At 71.1% G+C, this 16,548-nt stretch carries 15 protein-coding genes and 3 pseudogenes; 9 read left to right on the forward strand and 9 right to left on the reverse strand.

Annotation, left to right across the window (positions count from 1 at the left end):
- The first annotated feature begins 410 nt into the window (after nt 1–410).
- Nucleotides 411–1,615 (forward strand): IS3 family transposase gene (locus tag OG332_RS45855; protein ID WP_327414892.1). Its coding sequence is split into 2 segments (ribosomal slippage): nt 411–651 and nt 651–1,615, totalling 1,206 coding nucleotides; the frame shifts between segments, so codons are not numbered across the junction.
- 29 nt (nt 1,616–1,644) lie between these two features.
- Here the strand turns inward: OG332_RS45855 and OG332_RS45860 are convergent.
- A complete protein-coding gene (locus OG332_RS45860; RefSeq protein ID WP_327419006.1) occupies nt 1,645–2,157 on the reverse strand; it encodes a hypothetical protein in 513 nt (170 codons plus the stop codon).
- A gap of 270 nt (nt 2,158–2,427) precedes the next feature.
- Nucleotides 2,428–3,591, reverse strand: a complete 1,164-nt coding sequence (locus tag OG332_RS45865) for an IS701 family transposase (RefSeq protein WP_327419097.1) — start codon at nt 3,589–3,591, stop codon at nt 2,428–2,430.
- Nucleotides 3,592–4,120: 529 nt separating this feature from the next.
- Here OG332_RS45865 and OG332_RS45870 point away from each other — a divergent pair.
- From OG332_RS45870 to OG332_RS45895, 6 genes are all read left to right on the forward strand, one after another.
- Nucleotides 4,121–4,765 (forward strand): helix-turn-helix transcriptional regulator, encoded by a 645-nt coding sequence (locus tag OG332_RS45870; protein ID WP_327419007.1) that lies wholly within the window; start codon nt 4,121–4,123, stop codon nt 4,763–4,765.
- A 2-nt stretch (nt 4,766–4,767) separates the two neighbouring features.
- Nucleotides 4,768–4,980 carry a hypothetical protein gene (locus OG332_RS45875; protein WP_327419008.1) on the forward strand — a complete coding sequence of 71 codons (213 nt, stop codon included), beginning with the start codon at nt 4,768–4,770 and terminating at the stop codon, nt 4,978–4,980.
- Between the two features lie 27 nt (nt 4,981–5,007).
- Complete coding sequence (locus OG332_RS45880; RefSeq protein WP_327419009.1) at nt 5,008–5,298, forward strand: aminotransferase class I/II-fold pyridoxal phosphate-dependent enzyme; 291 nt, start codon at nt 5,008–5,010, stop codon at nt 5,296–5,298.
- Between the two features lie 138 nt (nt 5,299–5,436).
- Entirely contained in the window at nt 5,437–7,128 is a 1,692-nt protein-coding gene (locus OG332_RS45885; protein WP_327419010.1) for a transposase, read from the forward strand.
- An 8-nt stretch (nt 7,129–7,136) separates the two neighbouring features.
- On the forward strand, nt 7,137–7,805 hold the full coding sequence (locus OG332_RS45890; RefSeq protein WP_327419011.1) for a pyridoxal phosphate-dependent aminotransferase: 669 nt from the start codon (nt 7,137–7,139) through the stop codon (nt 7,803–7,805).
- Nucleotides 7,802–8,752, forward strand: a complete 951-nt coding sequence (locus OG332_RS45895) for an ornithine cyclodeaminase family protein (RefSeq protein WP_327419012.1) — start codon at nt 7,802–7,804, stop codon at nt 8,750–8,752. Before OG332_RS45890 ends, OG332_RS45895 begins: the two co-directional genes overlap by 4 nt.
- Nucleotides 8,753–9,117: 365 nt before the next feature.
- On the opposite strand, the gene OG332_RS45900 is transcribed toward OG332_RS45895, so the two are convergent.
- The 4 genes and pseudogenes from OG332_RS45900 to OG332_RS45915 form a co-directional block, all read right to left on the reverse strand.
- Nucleotides 9,118–9,849, reverse strand: a complete 732-nt coding sequence (locus tag OG332_RS45900; RefSeq protein WP_327419013.1) for a hypothetical protein — start codon at nt 9,847–9,849, stop codon at nt 9,118–9,120.
- Nucleotides 9,850–10,131: 282 nt separating this feature from the next.
- The gene (locus OG332_RS45905; RefSeq protein ID WP_327419014.1) at nt 10,132–10,656 is read right to left on the reverse strand and encodes a hypothetical protein; all 525 of its coding nucleotides are present in this window, start codon (nt 10,654–10,656) and stop codon (nt 10,132–10,134) included.
- 169 nt (nt 10,657–10,825) lie between these two features.
- Nucleotides 10,826–11,065, reverse strand: a pseudogene (locus OG332_RS48090) (VOC family protein); the annotation flags it as partial.
- Between the two features lie 207 nt (nt 11,066–11,272).
- Nucleotides 11,273–11,593, reverse strand: coding sequence for a hypothetical protein (locus OG332_RS45915; RefSeq protein WP_327419016.1), 321 nt, complete (start codon nt 11,591–11,593; stop codon nt 11,273–11,275).
- 211 nt (nt 11,594–11,804) lie between these two features.
- Here OG332_RS45915 and OG332_RS45920 point away from each other — a divergent pair, with 211 nt between their 5' ends.
- On the forward strand, nt 11,805–14,285 hold the full coding sequence (locus OG332_RS45920) for a SpoIIE family protein phosphatase (protein ID WP_442816318.1): 2,481 nt from the start codon (nt 11,805–11,807) through the stop codon (nt 14,283–14,285).
- 66 nt (nt 14,286–14,351) lie between these two features.
- Here OG332_RS45920 and OG332_RS45925 read toward each other — a convergent pair.
- Nucleotides 14,352–14,786, reverse strand: a pseudogene (locus OG332_RS45925) (cation:proton antiporter domain-containing protein); the annotation flags it as partial.
- Nucleotides 14,771–15,061: pseudogene (locus tag OG332_RS45930) on the reverse strand (potassium transporter TrkA); the annotation flags it as partial. The pseudogenes OG332_RS45925 and OG332_RS45930, both read right to left, overlap by 16 nt.
- Nucleotides 15,062–15,216: 155 nt before the next feature.
- Here OG332_RS45930 and OG332_RS45935 point away from each other — a divergent pair.
- Complete coding sequence (locus OG332_RS45935) at nt 15,217–15,369, forward strand: hypothetical protein (protein WP_327419018.1); 153 nt, start codon at nt 15,217–15,219, stop codon at nt 15,367–15,369.
- A gap of 21 nt (nt 15,370–15,390) precedes the next feature.
- Here the strand turns inward: OG332_RS45935 and OG332_RS45940 are convergent, their stop codons facing one another.
- On the reverse strand, nt 15,391–16,536 hold the full coding sequence (locus OG332_RS45940; RefSeq protein WP_327419570.1) for an RNA polymerase sigma factor: 1,146 nt from the start codon (nt 16,534–16,536) through the stop codon (nt 15,391–15,393).
- Nucleotides 16,537–16,548: the final 12 nt, after the last annotated feature.

Consider the following 16,548-nt stretch of genomic DNA (forward strand, 5'->3'; position numbering starts at 1 on the left):
GGGGGCCGCTCAGCGCGCCGGCCGCCGTCTCCAGCCTAAATTCACCAGGCCCGCGGAGTCACACGATGTCGAATTCAGTCGCAGCAGACTCTTTCGCGCGGATGTCACACTCTCGCAGTTCGTCACTTAACGTATGACTGAGGTTGCCGCTCTGCGACCCGGGCACCTCCTCCGGGGCAACGGCCGGCGGCGCTTGCCAAGGTGCGCGGGCAGGTTCGACGCTTACACGCTCACGCGGCCGTGGCCCCCCAAGGGCGGGACGGCGCGCACGGCGCGGGTTCGGATTGCGGGCCACGCCACTGGCCGGGCGGATGCGTTCATTGGGCCATGCCGCGAGGGTCTGAGGCGACTCCCGTGGTGTGGACACACCTGACAATGGATCTTGGTGATCCTGGAAGGTGTAGATCCACATGGCACGGCCCTCGAAGTACAGTGCGGAGTTCCGGTCCGACGCGATCGCGTTGTGGCGGGCCTCGGCTGGCAGGCGGACGTTCAAGGACGTCGCGGTCGATCTGAATGTCAACCCCGAGACACTGCGGACCTGGGTGCGTGACGCCGACAGGTCTCCGGCCGCTGCCGGCACGTCGCAGGACACCGAGGCCGAGCTGGCCCGGTTGCGGGCGGAGAACGCCCGGCTGGCCAAGGCGGAGAAGGAATGGCAGCTCGAGCGGGAGATCCTGCGCCGGGCAGCGGCGTATTTCGCCCGGGAGATGAAGTGAAGACCGCCGCTTGGGACTTCATCTCCGCCCACGCCGAGAGGTTCGGCATCAAGCGGATATGCCGGGTCCTGGAAGTCTCCCGCTCCGGCTACTACCGGTGGACCGCCGACGCGGAAGCTCGAACCGTACGGCAGGCTGAGGAGGACGCCCTGGTCGCCGAGATCAGAGAGATCCATGCCGAACACCGCGGGAACTACGGCGCGCTTCGCGTCCATGCCGAACTGCGCGGCTTCGGCCATACAGTCAACCGCAAGCGGGTCGCCAGGCTGATGCGCAAGAACGGCATCGTCGGCCGTCACCTGCGCAAGAAGAAGCGCACCACCATCGCGGACCGTCTGGCCCCGCCGGTGTCGGACCTGGTCCAGCGGGACTTCACCGCTGGCGCGCTGGACGAGAAGTGGTGCGGTGACATCACATACGTGCAGGTCGGCGCCACGTGGCTCTACCTCGCCTGCGTCATTGACATCCGCTCGCGCCGGGTGCTCGGCTACTCGATGGCCCCACACATGCGGGCCGGCCTCGTCATCGACGCGCTCCAGGCCGCGGTCACGGCCCGCGGCGGCGAAGTCACCGGGGTGATCTTCCACGCGGACCGCGGATCGCAATATACGTCGGCCGCGTTCGCCCAGGTCTGCGACCGGTACGACATCCGCAGGAGCATGGGCAGAGTCGGCTCGAGCTATGACAACGCCCTGGCCGAGAGTTTCTGGCAGGGACTGAAGCGAGAAACGATGTACGGGAAGCTGTTCTTGACGATGCAACAGGCGAGGCTGGAGATCTTCCAGTGGCTCACCTACTACAACGCCCGCCGCCGTCATAGCGCGCTGGGCTACCTCTCCCCAATGGAGTTCGAACAACAGCACCACAGGACAGGTAAACTCCAACTCGCAGCATGAACCCCTGTGTCCACACTCCGGGGGTCACCTCAGGTACGGATGCGCCCCAGGGCCGCATCAAGGGCGGCGAGCTTGGCCTTGGCGCTCGGCGGGTACTCCTGGTCGTCGCCGGTGTCGTCCAGGACCACGGCCGTCAATCCAGTGGCGAGCTCGCCGGCGGGCGTTCCCTGCGCCTGCTCGGCGAACTTCTCCCGGGCGAAGTGGAAGGCCTCGCCGTGCCACTTGGCTTTGTCCCTGAGAACCGACAGGCAGAGCGCGTCGATCCACTCCCCGGGCCTGATGCTCTCCTCGGGGGCGTCCTCACCCGGGTCGTAGCTCATGCCGAAGTTCACGTACTCCAGGAAGACGTGGAAGCTGCAGTGCGGGTGGTACGCCGCGTAAGCGACGGCGCCGGCCGCGGCCTCGGAGGCGTCCTTGAGGGCGGCCTTGGCCGCCGGGGTGTCGAGGGCGGGATTCCCGACGGAGAGAGCGCCCAGGTAGTCGAGGAACTCGTCGGCGATCGACTGCCATTCGTAGGTGGTCATGCGACCGGCCCGCGACATGGACCGCACCTGACCCCCGATCCGGTTCGTGAAGTCCTCGCACGCTGCCGACACGACCGGCCCGCCAACCTGATGACGCTCTATCCGCACTGTCCTGCTCCTTGATCGAATCTCTGCGGACAGCCTAGTACTGCAACCGCATGTGTGGGTCGTGGCCTCGGCGTTGGTAATGGCAGCGGCGGGCTCGGGCCTGGCTGCGGCGCCGGAAGCGTGACCAGTGCAGACGGTGCTCGTTGGTGTGGCAGCGGGGCGTGACGACGACGTGCCCGATCATCCGGCGGATCTCCGGGACGCTGAGGGGTATGAGGTCTTGCTCGTCATCTCCGCTGCCCCTTTTGCGGCTTCTGCGGCACGGATGGCCGTGAGGTAGGCCAGGACGGCCATGGCCAGGGTGATGTGCCGGTACCAGGCCCGGTAGAGCCGCACCTGGTAGTGATCGAGCCCGCATTCACCCTTCGCGGTCTGGAAGCATTCCTCCACCGCCCACCTGGCTCCGGCGGTCCTGACCAGGTCTTTCAGCCGGGAAGTGACGGGGCCATAGCAGACGTAGTAGGCGATGTCGGTGGGGTCGGACAGGTTGCGGCGGGCGAGCACCCAGTGCCCGGATCCGCCCTCCCAGGCGGGCCGGATCGCGACGCGGGCCCAGTGGTAGATCCGCTGGCCGTGGGCGCCTGCTCCGGCGGAGATCCGCTTCCATGCCTGCTTCGGCAGGGCCGCGATCAGCTCGTCGACGCGGGCGTCCCGGCCGTCGGCGGTGATCACGGTGTCGTTGACCTTGGTGGCCAGCACATACGCGGCCTGGCGTTCTTCCAGCCAGGCGCGGAAGTGCTTGACCTGCCCGTATGCCTCGTCCGCGGTCACCCAGGCGAAGGGAACAGCCGCGTCGATGGCGCGTTGCAGCATCCACTTGAGGTGCTCGATCTTCGTGGCGAACGGCACGGTGTCGTCGATCCCGGCTGCCCGGCAGCGGTCGCGGTCGTCCGTCCAGGACTTCGGGACGTAGAGTTCCCGGTCGATCAGCGCCCGCCCTTTGGCGGATGCGTAGGCGAGGAAGGTGCCGATCTGGCAGTTCTCGGTGCGGCCAGCGGTGCCGGAATACTGCCGCTGGACCCCTGCTGACCTGGTGCCCTTCTTCAGGAACCCGGTGTCGTCCCCGATGAGCACGCCATCCTTGGCGCCGATGGTCTCCACGACGAAGTCCCGGACATCGTCGCGGACCGCGTTCTCGTCCCATTCGGAGTGGTTGAGCAGGCGTTGCACACCGTCCGGGCGGAGCTGGCCGACCTGCTCGGCCAGCGTCCACCCGTTCTTCTTCTCTAGCGGCGCAAGCAGGCCCGTCATGTAGTCCAGAGCCCGATCACGTGGCTCCGACCTGCCAAAACGATGCCCGAACCGGGCATGCAACCCCGCTACACCCTCGGACCACGACTCGATCTGCTCAACCGTCAGCGATTCATCACACAGTCACAACAACGAGCAACCTCACCGACCGTCACGCCACATGCGGTTGCAGTACTAGGCGCGGGATCTGACAGGCCGGCGGCTGCCCGGGCACGGGGCTCTGGCCGGGCCTCGCCGGGGGACTCGTTGCGGGTGCGTCAGCGGCTGGGCGTGAGGCGCGTGATGCGCCGGCGTTCGTGCTTGTCGAACGGGTCCGAGCCAGCGGGCGGCTTCGCGGTGCAGGCGGGCGCCGTCTCTGGCCTCGGTGTCGTCACGGGAATGGCATTCATGCAGACGGGAACGATCGTAGCCATCTGCTCGCCATCCTTCCCTCTCGGTGAGTTGTCAGGGTCCGCAGGCGCAGCCGGCGGCCCGGCTGGCAGCTGCGAGCCGTCCCCGGCCTTCGGGCCGCAAACCGTTCGGCTGCCGGGCCCTGCCTCCGAGCCTGCCCGCGAAGGAGCAGGCCTGCGGCGGCGCGAAAATCTCCTGGACTTTCTGTCCAGCCTGGATGTACAGTCCAATCATGGGGAAAGTTGAAGACCCGCGAGATCCTCGTGTGCGGCTGTGGGCGCCGGTGGCCCAGGCTGTTGCGCTGCTGCTCGGCCCGTACGCAGAGGTTGTCCTGCATGATCCGAACACCGACCGGGTCCTCGGTATCTGGAATCCGATGACCTCCCGCGGCGTGGGAGACCCCTCGCTGCTGGGAGAGCTGGACGATCTCGAGCCGTCGGCACAGGACGTGTTCGGGCCGTACGAGAAGCTGCTCGTCGACGGCCGCCGGCTGACATCGGTCAGCGCGGTCCTGCGCGATCCGCAGGGCCGGCCGTCGGCGGTGCTGTGCATCAATCTCGACCGCACTCCGCTGGAACAGGCCGCTGCGGTCCTGTCCGCCTTCGGCGCCCCCACGGTGCAGCGCCCGGAGCCGTTGTTCGAGCAGGACTGGTCCGAGCGCATCCAGCACATCATCGGAAGCTACGTCCGCGAGACGGGGCGCCCCGTCGAACGCATGACCCGCCAGGACCGCCTGGCCGTCCTCGGCCGGCTGGAGGAGGCCCGGGTGTTCGCGGTCCGCCGCGCCGCGCCCGTCGTTGCCGGCGCCCTGCGGGTGTCCCGTTCCACTGTCTACGGCCTGCTCGCCGAAATCAGATCACCGAACGCGAAGGACTGAACATGACCCGGCTGCCCGACTTCCGTCTGGAGACGTACTTCTCCCGCTGGGAGTTCACCGCCCGCCACCACCTGACCGCCTCCGACGTCCAGACCATGACGCTGGGCGAGCTCCTCTCACTGGCCGACGACAAGGACCGCGAGGCCTTCGAGAACCTCCCCCTGGGATACACCGAAACCTTCGGCGACCCGGCCCTGCGCGAGGTGATCGCCTAGACGTACGAGATCGCCGGCGCGGACGACGTGATCTGCTTCGCGGGAGCCGAGGAAGCCCTCTACCTGGCCATGAACGTCCTGCTCGACGCCGGGGACCACGCCGTGGTGGTGACCCCGAACTACCAGGCCGCCGAGACCGTGCCGATGGCGCTGTGCGAGGTCACCGGCGTGGCCCTCGACCCGGACCGCAACTGGGCCCTGGACCTCGACGAGGTGGCGGCGTCCCTCCGGCCGAACACCCGCGTCGTGTCGGTGAACTTCCCCAACAACCCCGACTCTGTTGCTCAATTCCGGCTGCGTGGTTCGGTTGGTGCGTGATGATCTATCGTGCGGTCGCTTCCCTGTCGTGCGGCCGTGGGGGTGATGTGGATGTCGCTGCGGTCGAGCGGGTTGCCGCCAGTGCCGGAACGGACGGCGCGGGTGGCCCGGGCCGCTTTCCCGAAGGGGAGTCTGCCGATGCGGGTGCGGGATCGGCTCGGTGAGGTGTTCGCGGACGAGCCGTTCGTCGAGGCGTTCGGGGTTCGTGGGGCCCCGGGATTGTCGCCGGGGGTGTTGTCGCTGGTCACGGTCTTGCAGTTCGCGGAGAACCTGACCGACCGGCAGGCCGCGGTGATGGCGGTGCGGGCGATCGACTGGAAGTACGCGCTCGGGGTGGAGCTGGAGGATCCGGGGTTCGACTTCAGCGTGCTGTCGAAGTTCCGGGCCCGGCTGGTCGAGCATGACATGGAGCGGGTGGTCTTCGAGAAGTTGCTGGAGCACTGCCGGGAGGCGGGGCTGGTGGCGGCGGGCGGGAAGCAGCGCACGGACGCGACCCATGTGATCAGCGCGGTGCGGGACCTGAACCGGCTGGAGCTGGCCGGGGAGAGCGTGCGGGCCGCGCTGGAAGCCCTCGCGGCGGCCGCGCCGTCCTGGCTGGCCAGCGTGGTAGACGTGCCCGAACTCGCCCACCGCTACGGGCAGCGGATTGAGGGCTGGACGCTTCCGGCCTCGAAGACGAAGCGGGAGCGGCTCGCGCTGGTCTTCGGGCAGGATGCGCTGGCCCTGTGCCGGGCGGTCTGGGCACCGGGGGCGCCCGGGTGGCTGCGGGAGATCGAGCCGGTCGCCCTGCTGCGGCAGGTCCTGGTCCAGACGTACGTGATCAGCACCGATACGCGCGGGCGGGAGGTGGTCAGGAAGCGGGAGGCCGACACGGACGGCGTTCCGCCCGGTCATCTCCGCCTCGCCTCGCCCTATGACGCCGACGCGCGCTGGGCGGCCAAGGGCGAGGATCTGTTCTGGCTGGGCTACAAGGTCCACCTCACCGAGACCTGCGACACTCCCGCCGAAGCCGAAGCCGAAGCCGAAGCCGAAGCCGAAGCCGAAGCCGAAGCCGAAGCCGAAGCCGAAGCCGAAGCCGGGGCGGTGGGGAGGCAGGAGCCGGTCCGGGCGGTGAACCTGATCACGGATGTGCTGACCACGGTGGCCACCGTCCCGGACGTGAAGGCGACCGCCACCGTCCAGGCCGCGCTCACCGCCCGCGGCCTGAAGCCGGCCGAGCACTACCTCGACTCCGGTTACCCATCGGCCGACCTGATCACCCAGGCCGCAGGGCAGGGCATCATCATGGTCACCCCCGTGCTCCTGGACCACTCGCCCCAGGCCAAGGCGGCCGCCGGCTATGACAAGAACGCCTTCGGCATCGACTGGAAGACACGCCAGGCCACCTGCCCCGAAGGCCGCACCAGCACCGGGTGGCACCCGGTGAAACAGCACGGACGCGACGCCATCGTCGTCGAGTTCGCCCGCTCCGACTGCCGCGAGTGCCCCGTCTTGAAGCTGTGCACCCGGTCCCGGCGCGGCAACCGGATGCTCACCCTCTACCCCGAACACCTCCACGCTGCCCTGACCACGGCCCGCGCCGAGCAGAAGTCCCGGACCTGGAAGGACGAGTACGCCCTGCGCTCGGGCATCGAGGGAACCATCAACCAGGCCCTCGACCTCACTGGCCTGCGCAGGGCCCGCTACCGCGGCCTCCCGAAGGTCCGCCTCCAACACACGTTCTCCGCCACCGCGATCAACATCGTCCGCCTCGACGCCCACTGGACCACCACGGACACCCCACCCCGAACCGGCCGCCTCGCTCGCCTCGGCTACCAGCTCACAGCCTGACCCCGGAATTGAGCAACAGAGTCAACCCCACCGGCAAAGTCATCGACGCGGCCGACTTCACCGCGCTCGCCCGCCTGTGCGACGAGCGCGGCATCCACCTCTTCAGCGACGAGGTCTACCGCGGCCTGGAGCGCGACGCCGCCCGCATCCTGCCGCAGGCCGCCGACCTGTCCGAGCACGCCCTGTCCCTGAACGTGACGTCCAAGTCCCTGGGGCTGCCCGGGCTGCGCATCGGCTGGATCACCTGCCGCGACCGCGAGCTGCTCTCGCGCCTTGAGCGCGCCAAGCACTACACCACCATCTGCAACTCCGCTCCCAGCGAAGTCCTGGCCCGCATCGCTCTCAAGGCCCGCGAGTCGATCCTGCGGCGCAACCGTGCGCTCATCGCGGCCAACCTGCCGGCGTTCGAGTCGTTCTTCTCCGAGTTCGCGGACGACTTCGACTGGCGGGCCCCGGACGGCGGATGCGTCGCCTATCCCCGCTACCTCGGCTCCGACGGGGTGGAGGAGTTCTGCACCCGCCTGGTGGAGGAAGCCGGCGTCCTGCTGCTGCCCGCCAGCATCTACCACTCCGAACTCACCCCCACCCCGCTCGACCGGTTCCGCATCGGCATAGGCCGCCGCTGCCCCGAAGAAGGCCTGGCCGCCTTCGCGCACTGGATGCGGACACGCCGATGACGACGACCCTGCCCGTCTTCGACACAGGCGCCATCGAGACGGCCGCCACCCCGCAGATGGTCCTGGACACCGTCCGTGACGCTCTCATCGCCCACGCCGAAGGCCGCACCAGCGTCCCGCCGCCCCTGCACATGGACTTCCCCCAGGCCAACGGGGACTGCCACGTGAAAGCCGGCTGGATCACCGACGCCCCCGACTTCACCGTCAAGATAGCGACCTGCTTCTACGGCCGCCCCGGCCTCGGCATGCCGTCCCACCACCACGGCCTGGTCTGCGTCATCAGCGCCGACACCGGGCAGATACGGGCCATCCTCAATGACCGCGGCCTGCTCACCGCCTGGCGCACGGCCGCCGCGGGCGCACTGGTCACGCATGCCATGGCCCGGCCCGCAGCCCTCACCCTGGGCCTCTTCGGCACCGGCGAACAGGCCCTCCTCCAGGCCGTCTGGCTGGCCAAACTCCGTCCCATCAGCGAGATACTCGTCCACGGCCGCAACCTGCACAACGCCTCGGCCCTGTGCGAGGAACTCCACAAGAACGGCCTGCCGGCCCGGCCTGCCTCCGCACAGCAGGCCGCCGGCGCCGACATGATCATCACCACCACGCCCGCGACAGCACCCGTCCTGAACGCCGCCGACGTGCCCGAGGGCACTCACGTGACCGGCATCGGCACGGACATGCCCCACAAGAACGAACTGCCACCGGCGCTCTTCCACCGCGCACAGCTCATCGCAACCGACGACCGTTCCCAGTGCCTCCACCACGGCGACTTCGGCCACGCCGTCCGCGCCGGCGCCACCGCGCAGGACAGCGACATCGCGGCCGGCCTGCTCCTCAAAACGCCCCCCGACCGCCCCGAAACGGCCATCACGGTCGCCGATCTCACCGGTGTGGGCGCCCTCGATGCGGCACTCGCCTCGGCCGTCCTCCACCAGCTCCTACGGTAACCACCCAGCCGGACAGGCGACCGCAGGCGGCGCCTGCTGGATCGTGGGCGCGGGACAAGACGGCTCGGTCACGGGACACGAGCCGGCCTTGGCGTCACCGCCACCACGGGCACGCCCGGAGTGGTCCGGCACGCGGTCGCCTACGCCGACCCGGGGGAGGAATCCGTGTGCAGGCGGCACGACTGCGGCGGCATCGTCCCGGCGTCATGGTGCCGGCGTCATGGTGCCGGAACACGGGAGCGCTGCGCCTGTGACGGAGTGGCACCCCGGAGGCGGGATCCGTTGCACGGACCTGCGCCTGGGCCGTCCGGCTGGCGGAAGCCGTGGCCGGGGACGGCGGCATGATGCCGCGCGGGCCGCACAGGTCAGGGGGTGCGGGCGGCCGCGGTGACGGCGGCGTCTTCCGTTTTCAGGGTGACGGTCGGGGTGGGGCCGGTGCCGGTGATCTCCAGGACCGCAACGCCGCCCATGAAGCGCAGGTCGACCCGGGTGCTGTCGCCGTCGGGAATCCGGTGGATCCGGGCCGCCGGGTAGTCCAGTCCGGCGAGGGCGGTCCGCAGCGCCCCGTGGTCGGCGGGCGCGGCCTTCCGCAGGGCCTCGGTGATCCGGCGCGTGTGCCGGTCTGCGACGCAGCGCTCCGCCTCGGTCAGCGGTGCCTCCGCCACCGTGCCCGGATGGGTCGGCGTCGCGGCGGGAAGGGGCGGCGCCGGGTCGTCGAGCGGGACCGGGATCGACCCGTCCGCGTCCGGAATGCCGGGCGGCGTCTGCCCCGGGCCGTAGCGGGGCGTGACCGGCCCGGACCCGCCCGGCAGGTCCTCGGGGCGGGGCGCCCCGCCCCACGCTGCCTCGGGTCGGGGCACATCGGCCCCGCCCTTATCGGCGGGGGCTCCGGGGGAGCACTCCGCCAGGAACCCGGTCGTCATCTCCAGGAAGCGGATTTCCGCCGCGTCGGCCCCGGACGCCTGCGATGCGGCGGCCGGAAGCGCCTCGCCGGCGGGGGACCGGTCGGCGTCCGCGTTCGGGACGCCGCAGGCGGAGAGGGCCAGGGCGCCGAGCACGGCCGCCATCAGGGGCTTCGGGAGAGAGATCGTTCGCATGACCGCAGCTTGCCGGTGGACCGCTGCCCAGAACGTGAGTACGCGTACTCACTTCCGGGCTCCGGACCGCCGATGAGTACCCCGTCCCCGGCCGCTGACCGCCGTGCAGGGTCACCCCCGGCACCACGTCCGCCAGCCGGACACCGGCCGCCGAGACCCGCCCCAGGTAGGAGAAGTGGCGCGGCCGGTCGACCGTCCACCCCTGCTCGCGAGGGTTCCGGTCGGGGTCGATCGCGGCAAGCCGAGCGGCCTGCCGTGGGGGTAGGGGATCAGGCCGTGTGTTCAGGCGCCGAGGTGTGCCCCGTCGCCGGTGCCGAGGAGGGGGACGGCGAGCCGGCGTTCGACGGCGTTGGGCAGCGACCACAGTGCGGTACGCCGCTTCCGGTCCTGCGTGCCTTGGCGGTCGGCGCGGCGGATCCCGGGTACGGCGAGGGCCAGGGCGGTCAGGGACGCGGCCAGCCCGGCGCCGAGGAGTGCACCGGCGTGTAGGGCCCCGTCCGCCAGGGCGAACGGAAGCGCGAACCCGAGGCAGAGCGTGCCGAGGCCGCCGAAGACGGCCAGCATCCACCACAGCGGGGTGAGCGGGTGCTCGTCGCGCAGGTGGTCGACCAGTTGCCGGTCGGTCGGACGCTGCCGGCGGTGCTCTTGGGCGGCCGCGAACAGCTCGGCCCGCCCGCGCAGCGCCCAGACGGCGCGCACCCCCACCCATGCGACGGGCAACAGGAACAGCGTCACCATCACCAGGACCGCCTGAACCGTCCGCGGCACCGGCGCCCAGCCGGAGGCGTCGGCCACCGCGGATGCCACGGCGGCTCCCGCAACCGCAGCCCCCGCCGTGCTGGTGGCCACGAGCCATTGCCGGGCCCGCCGCACCCGAGCGCTGAGAGGGAACTCGACCGCGTCCAAAGTCTTCTCCGTTCGATGACCGCAGGTACTCTACGCAGCCCGCAGAGGAAGCGGGAACGTCCTCATGGACTCACTGCGGTCCCTGGTTTCGGAGATCTTCGAGGCGCTCGATGTCGCCGTGGACCGACTCCTGCTCCTCAGCGGTGAGGTGAACCGCGGCGGCCCCATCGAGGGCGGTCGTCATGGTCTCCCTGTCACCGAGGCGCCCGGCGGTATCCGCTCGCAGGACCAGGAGGCGCAGCAGTTGCGCCGGTGTGGGGCGCTCGTCCTCCAGGCGGAGGACGCGATCGATGATCTTTGCAGCACCCGCTGATGATCCGCTCGCTCAGGCGCCGAGCGGACGGGGAGGTCCCCACCGCGCGTCGCGGTCGGCATGGCCCCGGACACCGATCCGGCGTAGCTCGGCCACGTCCGTCAGGTCCCCGGAACCGCTCTCGCGGGCCTTGGCCCGGGTTTCCTTCGTGGGGGCCAGGGGCTGGACGCCGAGCTGGTCCAGGCGCCCGCGCTGCCCCGTCCATCAGCCCGGCCCGGAACGGTTGAGCAGCTCGTGAGCGCGGGCCGCTTCCCCATCGGCCGCGTCCACCGCGTCCTGCGCCGCTTGGCGGGCCCGGCGCCCGATCTCGGAGCGCATCCGCATCCGCATCTGTGCGCTGCACGCGGCGGCCCGGGGTGCCCGTTCTCGCGACCCGCCGGCAGTGCTCCCGTACGCCTGGGTCGGGTCCCGTTCCGGTCGGCCGGCACTCGGGGAGCGCTCCCGCGGTTTCGCCCGCCGGTTCCAGCCGTACGAGCCCCAGCGGGCCGCCAGAAGTCGCGTGGCGAGCCGGGCGAACCGATTCAACCGGGTTTCCTCTCCGACAAGGTCACTGGACGTTCTTCGGGGCCCGGGGCCCGGGGCCGGGACTTCATCTGCGGCCTTGGGTACTCCATCCGGGGCTTCCCACGCCCGCCCTGGCCGCACCCGCCCCCTACGCCACGGTCCACGCGGTGCAGGCGACACCGGGCCGTCGGGCCGCCTTCCGACTCGCCCGAACCGTCCCCGGCGCGACAGCATGGGAGGGGGCGGTCGGCGGGCTCCTCGGGAGGAGGCGATACGAACAGTGAACAGACGTCGCTTTGCGTTCTGCGGGGCAGAGCTGGCCGCTGTCTATGTGGTCGCCGATCAGGCCAGGGAACTCCATCTGGCCGAGCTGACCGGAAACCGTGACGTCCTCTACGGACTGCCCGCGATCCTCGCCGTGGCCAGCCATTCGCCCGCCGCCAACGCCTTCCGCGACGGCCGCCCGCTGTGGCTGACTCCCAAAGAACTCGCCACGTTCGTCGAGGACGATCCCCACCATTTCCCCACCCGGATCCGGGAAGGCGACCCCGACTCGCCGGCCAGGATCTCGCTCGGCGCGCTGCCGCTGGGACACGGCGACCAGGAGCGCGGATGCCTGATCGTCGCCGGCGAGGTCGGGGACGGCTTCAGCGCCGACGACCGCAGCCTTCTGGAGCTCTACGCCGACCAGGTGGCCGCGGGACTCGAATCCGTCGCCGCTCGCTTCGCCGGACGCAAATCCCCGCAGGCACATCTGAGCCAGTCCCTGGTGCCCCACCAAGGCGGAGCGTTCATCCTGGAACTGAGCACCGGCCGCATGGAGGCCCACGCGCACGTTCTGGAACTGCTCGGTCTGCCTCCCGAGCAGTTCGACGGGCAGGTGGAGACCCTGCTGGCCTGCGCCGTCCCCGACGACATGCCCGCACTGATGGCGGTCGTGGAGCCGGACCGGTTGGCCGCCGTCGGACAGCAGCTGGCATTCCGCATCCGCCGCCCGAACGGGGAGCTGCGCTGGCTGGGGCTGCGCTGCCGCGTCGAGGTGGACTCCGACGGCACACCGCAGCGGGTCCTCGGCGTGGTGGCCGACGCCACCTATCTGCGCCCCAGCGCCGACGAGGTCTCCCTCGTGCAGCGGCTGTCGGCCACGCTTGCGGGAGCGGCGACCATCCGAGAGGTCAGCCGGCTGGCGGTGGCCGCCCTGCGCGAGCCGCTCGGCGCCTCCCGGGTCGCGATCGGCGAACTGGAACCCGAACGGCTCATCGTCACCGCCCTCGACCCTCCGGAGCCCGATGCCTGGCCCGAGGTCTGGCGCTCGGAATGGCGGTCCGAGTGGCCCGACGTGTCGCTCAGCGAGCTCCCCACCCTGCAGAGCGCGCTGCGCGGGGGGCACCTGAGCCTGTGGCCGCCGGGCGCGGTTCTCGAACCCGGTCTCCTGGGCGTCGGGCCCGGCGGTCTCGCGGTGGTGCCGCTGCCCGCCGAAGGCAGGATCGTCGGGGTGTGCCTGGTGGGGTGGGACGGGGAACACCGGTTCGGACCGGAGGAGCGGTCACTGCTGACCGCGACCGCGGGGCTGGTGGGGCAGGCTCTGGTGCGCGCCCACGCCCTGGACGCGGGCCACGAACTCGCCACCATGCTCCAGCGCAGCCTGCTGCCCCGTAAGCTCCCGGAGCTGCCCGGCGGGGTCGCCGTCGCCCGCTACCTGCCCGCGACGGCGGGACTCGAGGTCGGCGGAGACTGGTACGACGTCATCCCGCTCGGTGACGGACACCTGGCGTTCGTCATCGGGGACGTACAGGGGCACAGCGCGGGAGCCGCCACCATCATGGGCCAGATGCGCACGGCGGTCAGAGCCTACGCGGTGGAGGGCCACCCGCCCGATGTGGTGGTCGCGCGGGCCAACCGTCTGCTCGTCGGCATGGAGACCGATCTGTTCGCCACCTGTACGTACGTGGACCTGGACATGGAGGAGGGCATCGCCAGGGTCGTACGGGCCGGCCATCTGCCGCCGATACTGCGCCATCCCGACGGCGTGACGGAGGAGTTGGCAGTCGAGGGCGGGCCTCCCCTGGGCGTGCTCGCCGACGCCGATTTCCCCATAACCGAGGCGGGGCTGCTCCCCGGAACCGTACTCGTCCTGCTGACGGACGGCCTGGTCGAGTCCTCCAGGCTGCCCCTGGAGGAGGGCATGCGGCGGGTGCGCGATGTGCTCGCCGCGGCCGACCCGGTCGATCCCGGAGGGGTCGCCGACGAGCTGGTCTTCGGCGTGGGCCGCCGCGACGACGACGTGGCGTTGCTGCTGCTGCGCTACGACGGCACACAGGGCCGGCCGATGCGGAGCCACTGGACGGTGTGGCGGCTGCCCGACGCGGTCCTGCACGCGCGCCGCTTCACCGCGCGCACCCTGCGGTCCTGGGGAGTGGTGGAGGAACTCGACGCAGCTCTGCTGGTCGTGTCCGAGCTGGTCACCAACGCCATCGCGCACACGCAGGGCGAGGTGGGGATGGACCTGACCCTGTCGGCGGACCGGCTGCGGATCGCGGTGAACGACGCGTCGCCGCGCAGCCCCGTCAAACCGGCATGGGTGAGCTGGGAGTCGACGGGCGGTCGCGGGCTGCTCATCGTCGACGCGACGACGATGGCCTGGGGCTCGGTGCCGCTCAGCGGCGGCAAGCAGGTGTGGGCCGAGATCCCCTGGCACCGCGCGAGCGCCTGAAGCGGAGGCGGGGGTTGCGTCCCGTCACGACTTCGCTCCCGCCGCGGTGCTCACGTGCGGCCGGCCTCACGTGCGGCCGGCCGGATCCTGGTCCCGGGCCGCTTCAGGGGACTTCGCGGGGGAGGGCACGGCGGTCAGCACGGGTGCGCTGCGCGTGCGGCGCCGGGTGATCCGGGCGGCCACGGGTTGCGTGTAGCGGGCCGTGAGCGGCCCGATCACGACGAGGAGCAGGACGTAGGCGGTGGCCAGGGGTCCCAGTGCCGGTTCGATCCCTGCGGTGACGGCCAGGCCGGCGATGACGATGGAGAACTCGCCCCGCGCGACCAGCGTGCCGCCGGCACGCCAGCGCCCCTTGACGCCTGTCCCGGCCCGCTTGGCGGCCCAGTAGCCGGTGGCGATCTTCGTGAGCGCGGTGACCACGGCCAGCGCGAGTGCGGGGAGCAGGACCGGCGGGATGCTGGCCGGGTAGGTGTGGAGGCCGAAGAAGAGTGTCCGGACGGCTCGATCCGCTCGGCCACCAGACCTAGATCGGTGGTGTGGAGAACGTTGGGGCTGTGGTGCGCGGGCATGAGCGCGTCGATGAACGAGGCCGTCTCCGCACCCGTCAGGTGCAGGGACTGCGCACAGGCATCGGGGTCGTCAGCCCGGTAGACGTTCACGGTCCGGGTGCCGTCCCGGTGCGCGACGACCGACAGGTGCCGGTGCTCGCGGGTGGTGAGGTCGTACTGGACCCCGATGCCGGGCAGCGGTGTGGTGCTCATCCGTGGAGCAGGCACAGCTCTGTCCCCCCTTGCCCTGTGCTCGACTGCGGTGCGGCGCCGGGTGGATGCGAGGCAGGATCCGCTCCGGCGCGGGCTCATCGTGCCACTTCACAGCAGGGGCGGCATATGGGTGCCGGCACGGATGGACAACGCCCCGACAAGGCGAAGGGGTGAGCAGGCCCGCGGGGACGGTGCGCCTGCTCGTACGGGACAACGGCACGGGCATCCGCCGCCTCGCCGCCGAGGGCGCCGGGATCAACTGGCTCTTCTTCGGCGAACAGCAACGCGTCGCCGACAAGAGGTACGTTCGCGACGTCTGTTGATCCGGTACCGATCCGCGTCGGTCAGTGACTCCGGCGGGCGTTGAGCCGGGCGGCCTGCCGCGTCAGGTGGTCGCGCTCGGCGGTGTTGGGGGCCTTCAGGGCCGCCTCGGCGTACAGGCGCGCCGCCGTCACCAGGTCGCCGTCGCGCTCGTGGAGGTACGCCGCCACCGCGGCGTGGCGGGGCAGTGAGTCGTCCAGCGCCGCGAGCGCCGCCAGGCCGGCGCGTGGCCCGTCGGCCTCGCCCACGGCCACCGCGCGGTTGAGCCGGACGACCGGGTTGTCGGTCAGGCGCGCGAGCTCGTCGTACCACTCGACGATCTGCACCCAGTCGGTCTCCTCGGCGGCGGGCGCGTCGGCGTGCAGGGCCGCGATGGCGGCCTGGGCCTGGAACTCGCCCAGCCGGTCGCGGGCGAGGGCCGTCTGCAGGATCCCGACGCCCTCGGCGATCAACCTGGTGTCCCACCGGCCGCGGTCCTGCTCGGCGAGCCGCACCAGGCTGCCGTCGGACGCGGTCCGGGCGGCGCGCCGGGCATGGTGGAGCAGCATGAGGGCGAGCAGCCCCGCCACCTCGGGGTGGTCGATCGCGGCCGCGAGCTGCCGGGTGAGCCGGATGGCCTCGGCGGCGAGGTCGACGTCGCCGGAGTAGCCCTCGTTGAAGACCAGGTAGAGGACGCGCAGCACGGTGGCGACGTCGCCGGGCTGATCGAACCGCACGCCCGAGACGGTGCGCTTGGCCCGGCTGATGCGCTGCGCCATGGTCGCCTCGGGCACCAGGTAGGCCTGGGCGATCTGGCGGGTGGTCAGGCCGCCGACGGCGCGCAGCGTGAGCGCCACCGCGGACGACGGCGTGAGCGACGGGTGGGCGCACAGGAAGTAGAGCTGGAGCGTGTCGTCCGTCTCGGGCGCCGGACCGGGCGCCGGCTCCTCGTCGACGAGGTCCTCACGTCGGCGCCGGGCGGCGTCCGAGCGGGTCGCGTCGAGGAACCGGCGCCAGGCCACGGTGACCAGCCAGGCCCTCGGGTCCCGCGGCAGGTCGTCCGGCCAGACGCGGACGGCCTCCAGCAGCGCGTCCTGTACGGCGTCCTCGGCCGCCGCGAAGTCGGCTCCGCGGCGGACGAGGATGCCGAGCACGCTCGGCGTGAAGCTCCGGAGCAGGGCCTCGTTCACCGGGTTCACGTC

Source organism: Streptomyces sp. NBC_01233 (assembly GCF_035989305.1).
Taxonomy (GTDB): domain Bacteria; phylum Actinomycetota; class Actinomycetes; order Streptomycetales; family Streptomycetaceae; genus Streptomyces.

What these genes read in the sequence shown, in the direction of transcription:
- OG332_RS45885 (WP_327419010.1), top strand. Translation starts at nt 5,437, where the DNA reads ATGCGGGTGCGGGATCGGCTCGGTGAGGTGTTCGCGGACGAGCCGTTC.
- OG332_RS45860 (WP_327419006.1), bottom strand. Translation starts at nt 2,157, where the DNA reads ATGTCGCGGGCCGGTCGCATGACCACCTACGAATGGCAGTCGATCGCC.
- OG332_RS45875 (WP_327419008.1), top strand. Translation starts at nt 4,768, where the DNA reads ATGACCCGGCTGCCCGACTTCCGTCTGGAGACGTACTTCTCCCGCTGG.
- OG332_RS45920 (WP_442816318.1), top strand. Translation starts at nt 11,805, where the DNA reads ATGGGAGGGGGCGGTCGGCGGGCTCCTCGGGAGGAGGCGATACGAACA.
- OG332_RS45870 (WP_327419007.1), top strand. Translation starts at nt 4,121, where the DNA reads ATGGGGAAAGTTGAAGACCCGCGAGATCCTCGTGTGCGGCTGTGGGCG.
- OG332_RS45895 (WP_327419012.1), top strand. Translation starts at nt 7,802, where the DNA reads ATGACGACGACCCTGCCCGTCTTCGACACAGGCGCCATCGAGACGGCC.
- OG332_RS45900 (WP_327419013.1), bottom strand. Translation starts at nt 9,849, where the DNA reads ATGCGAACGATCTCTCTCCCGAAGCCCCTGATGGCGGCCGTGCTCGGC.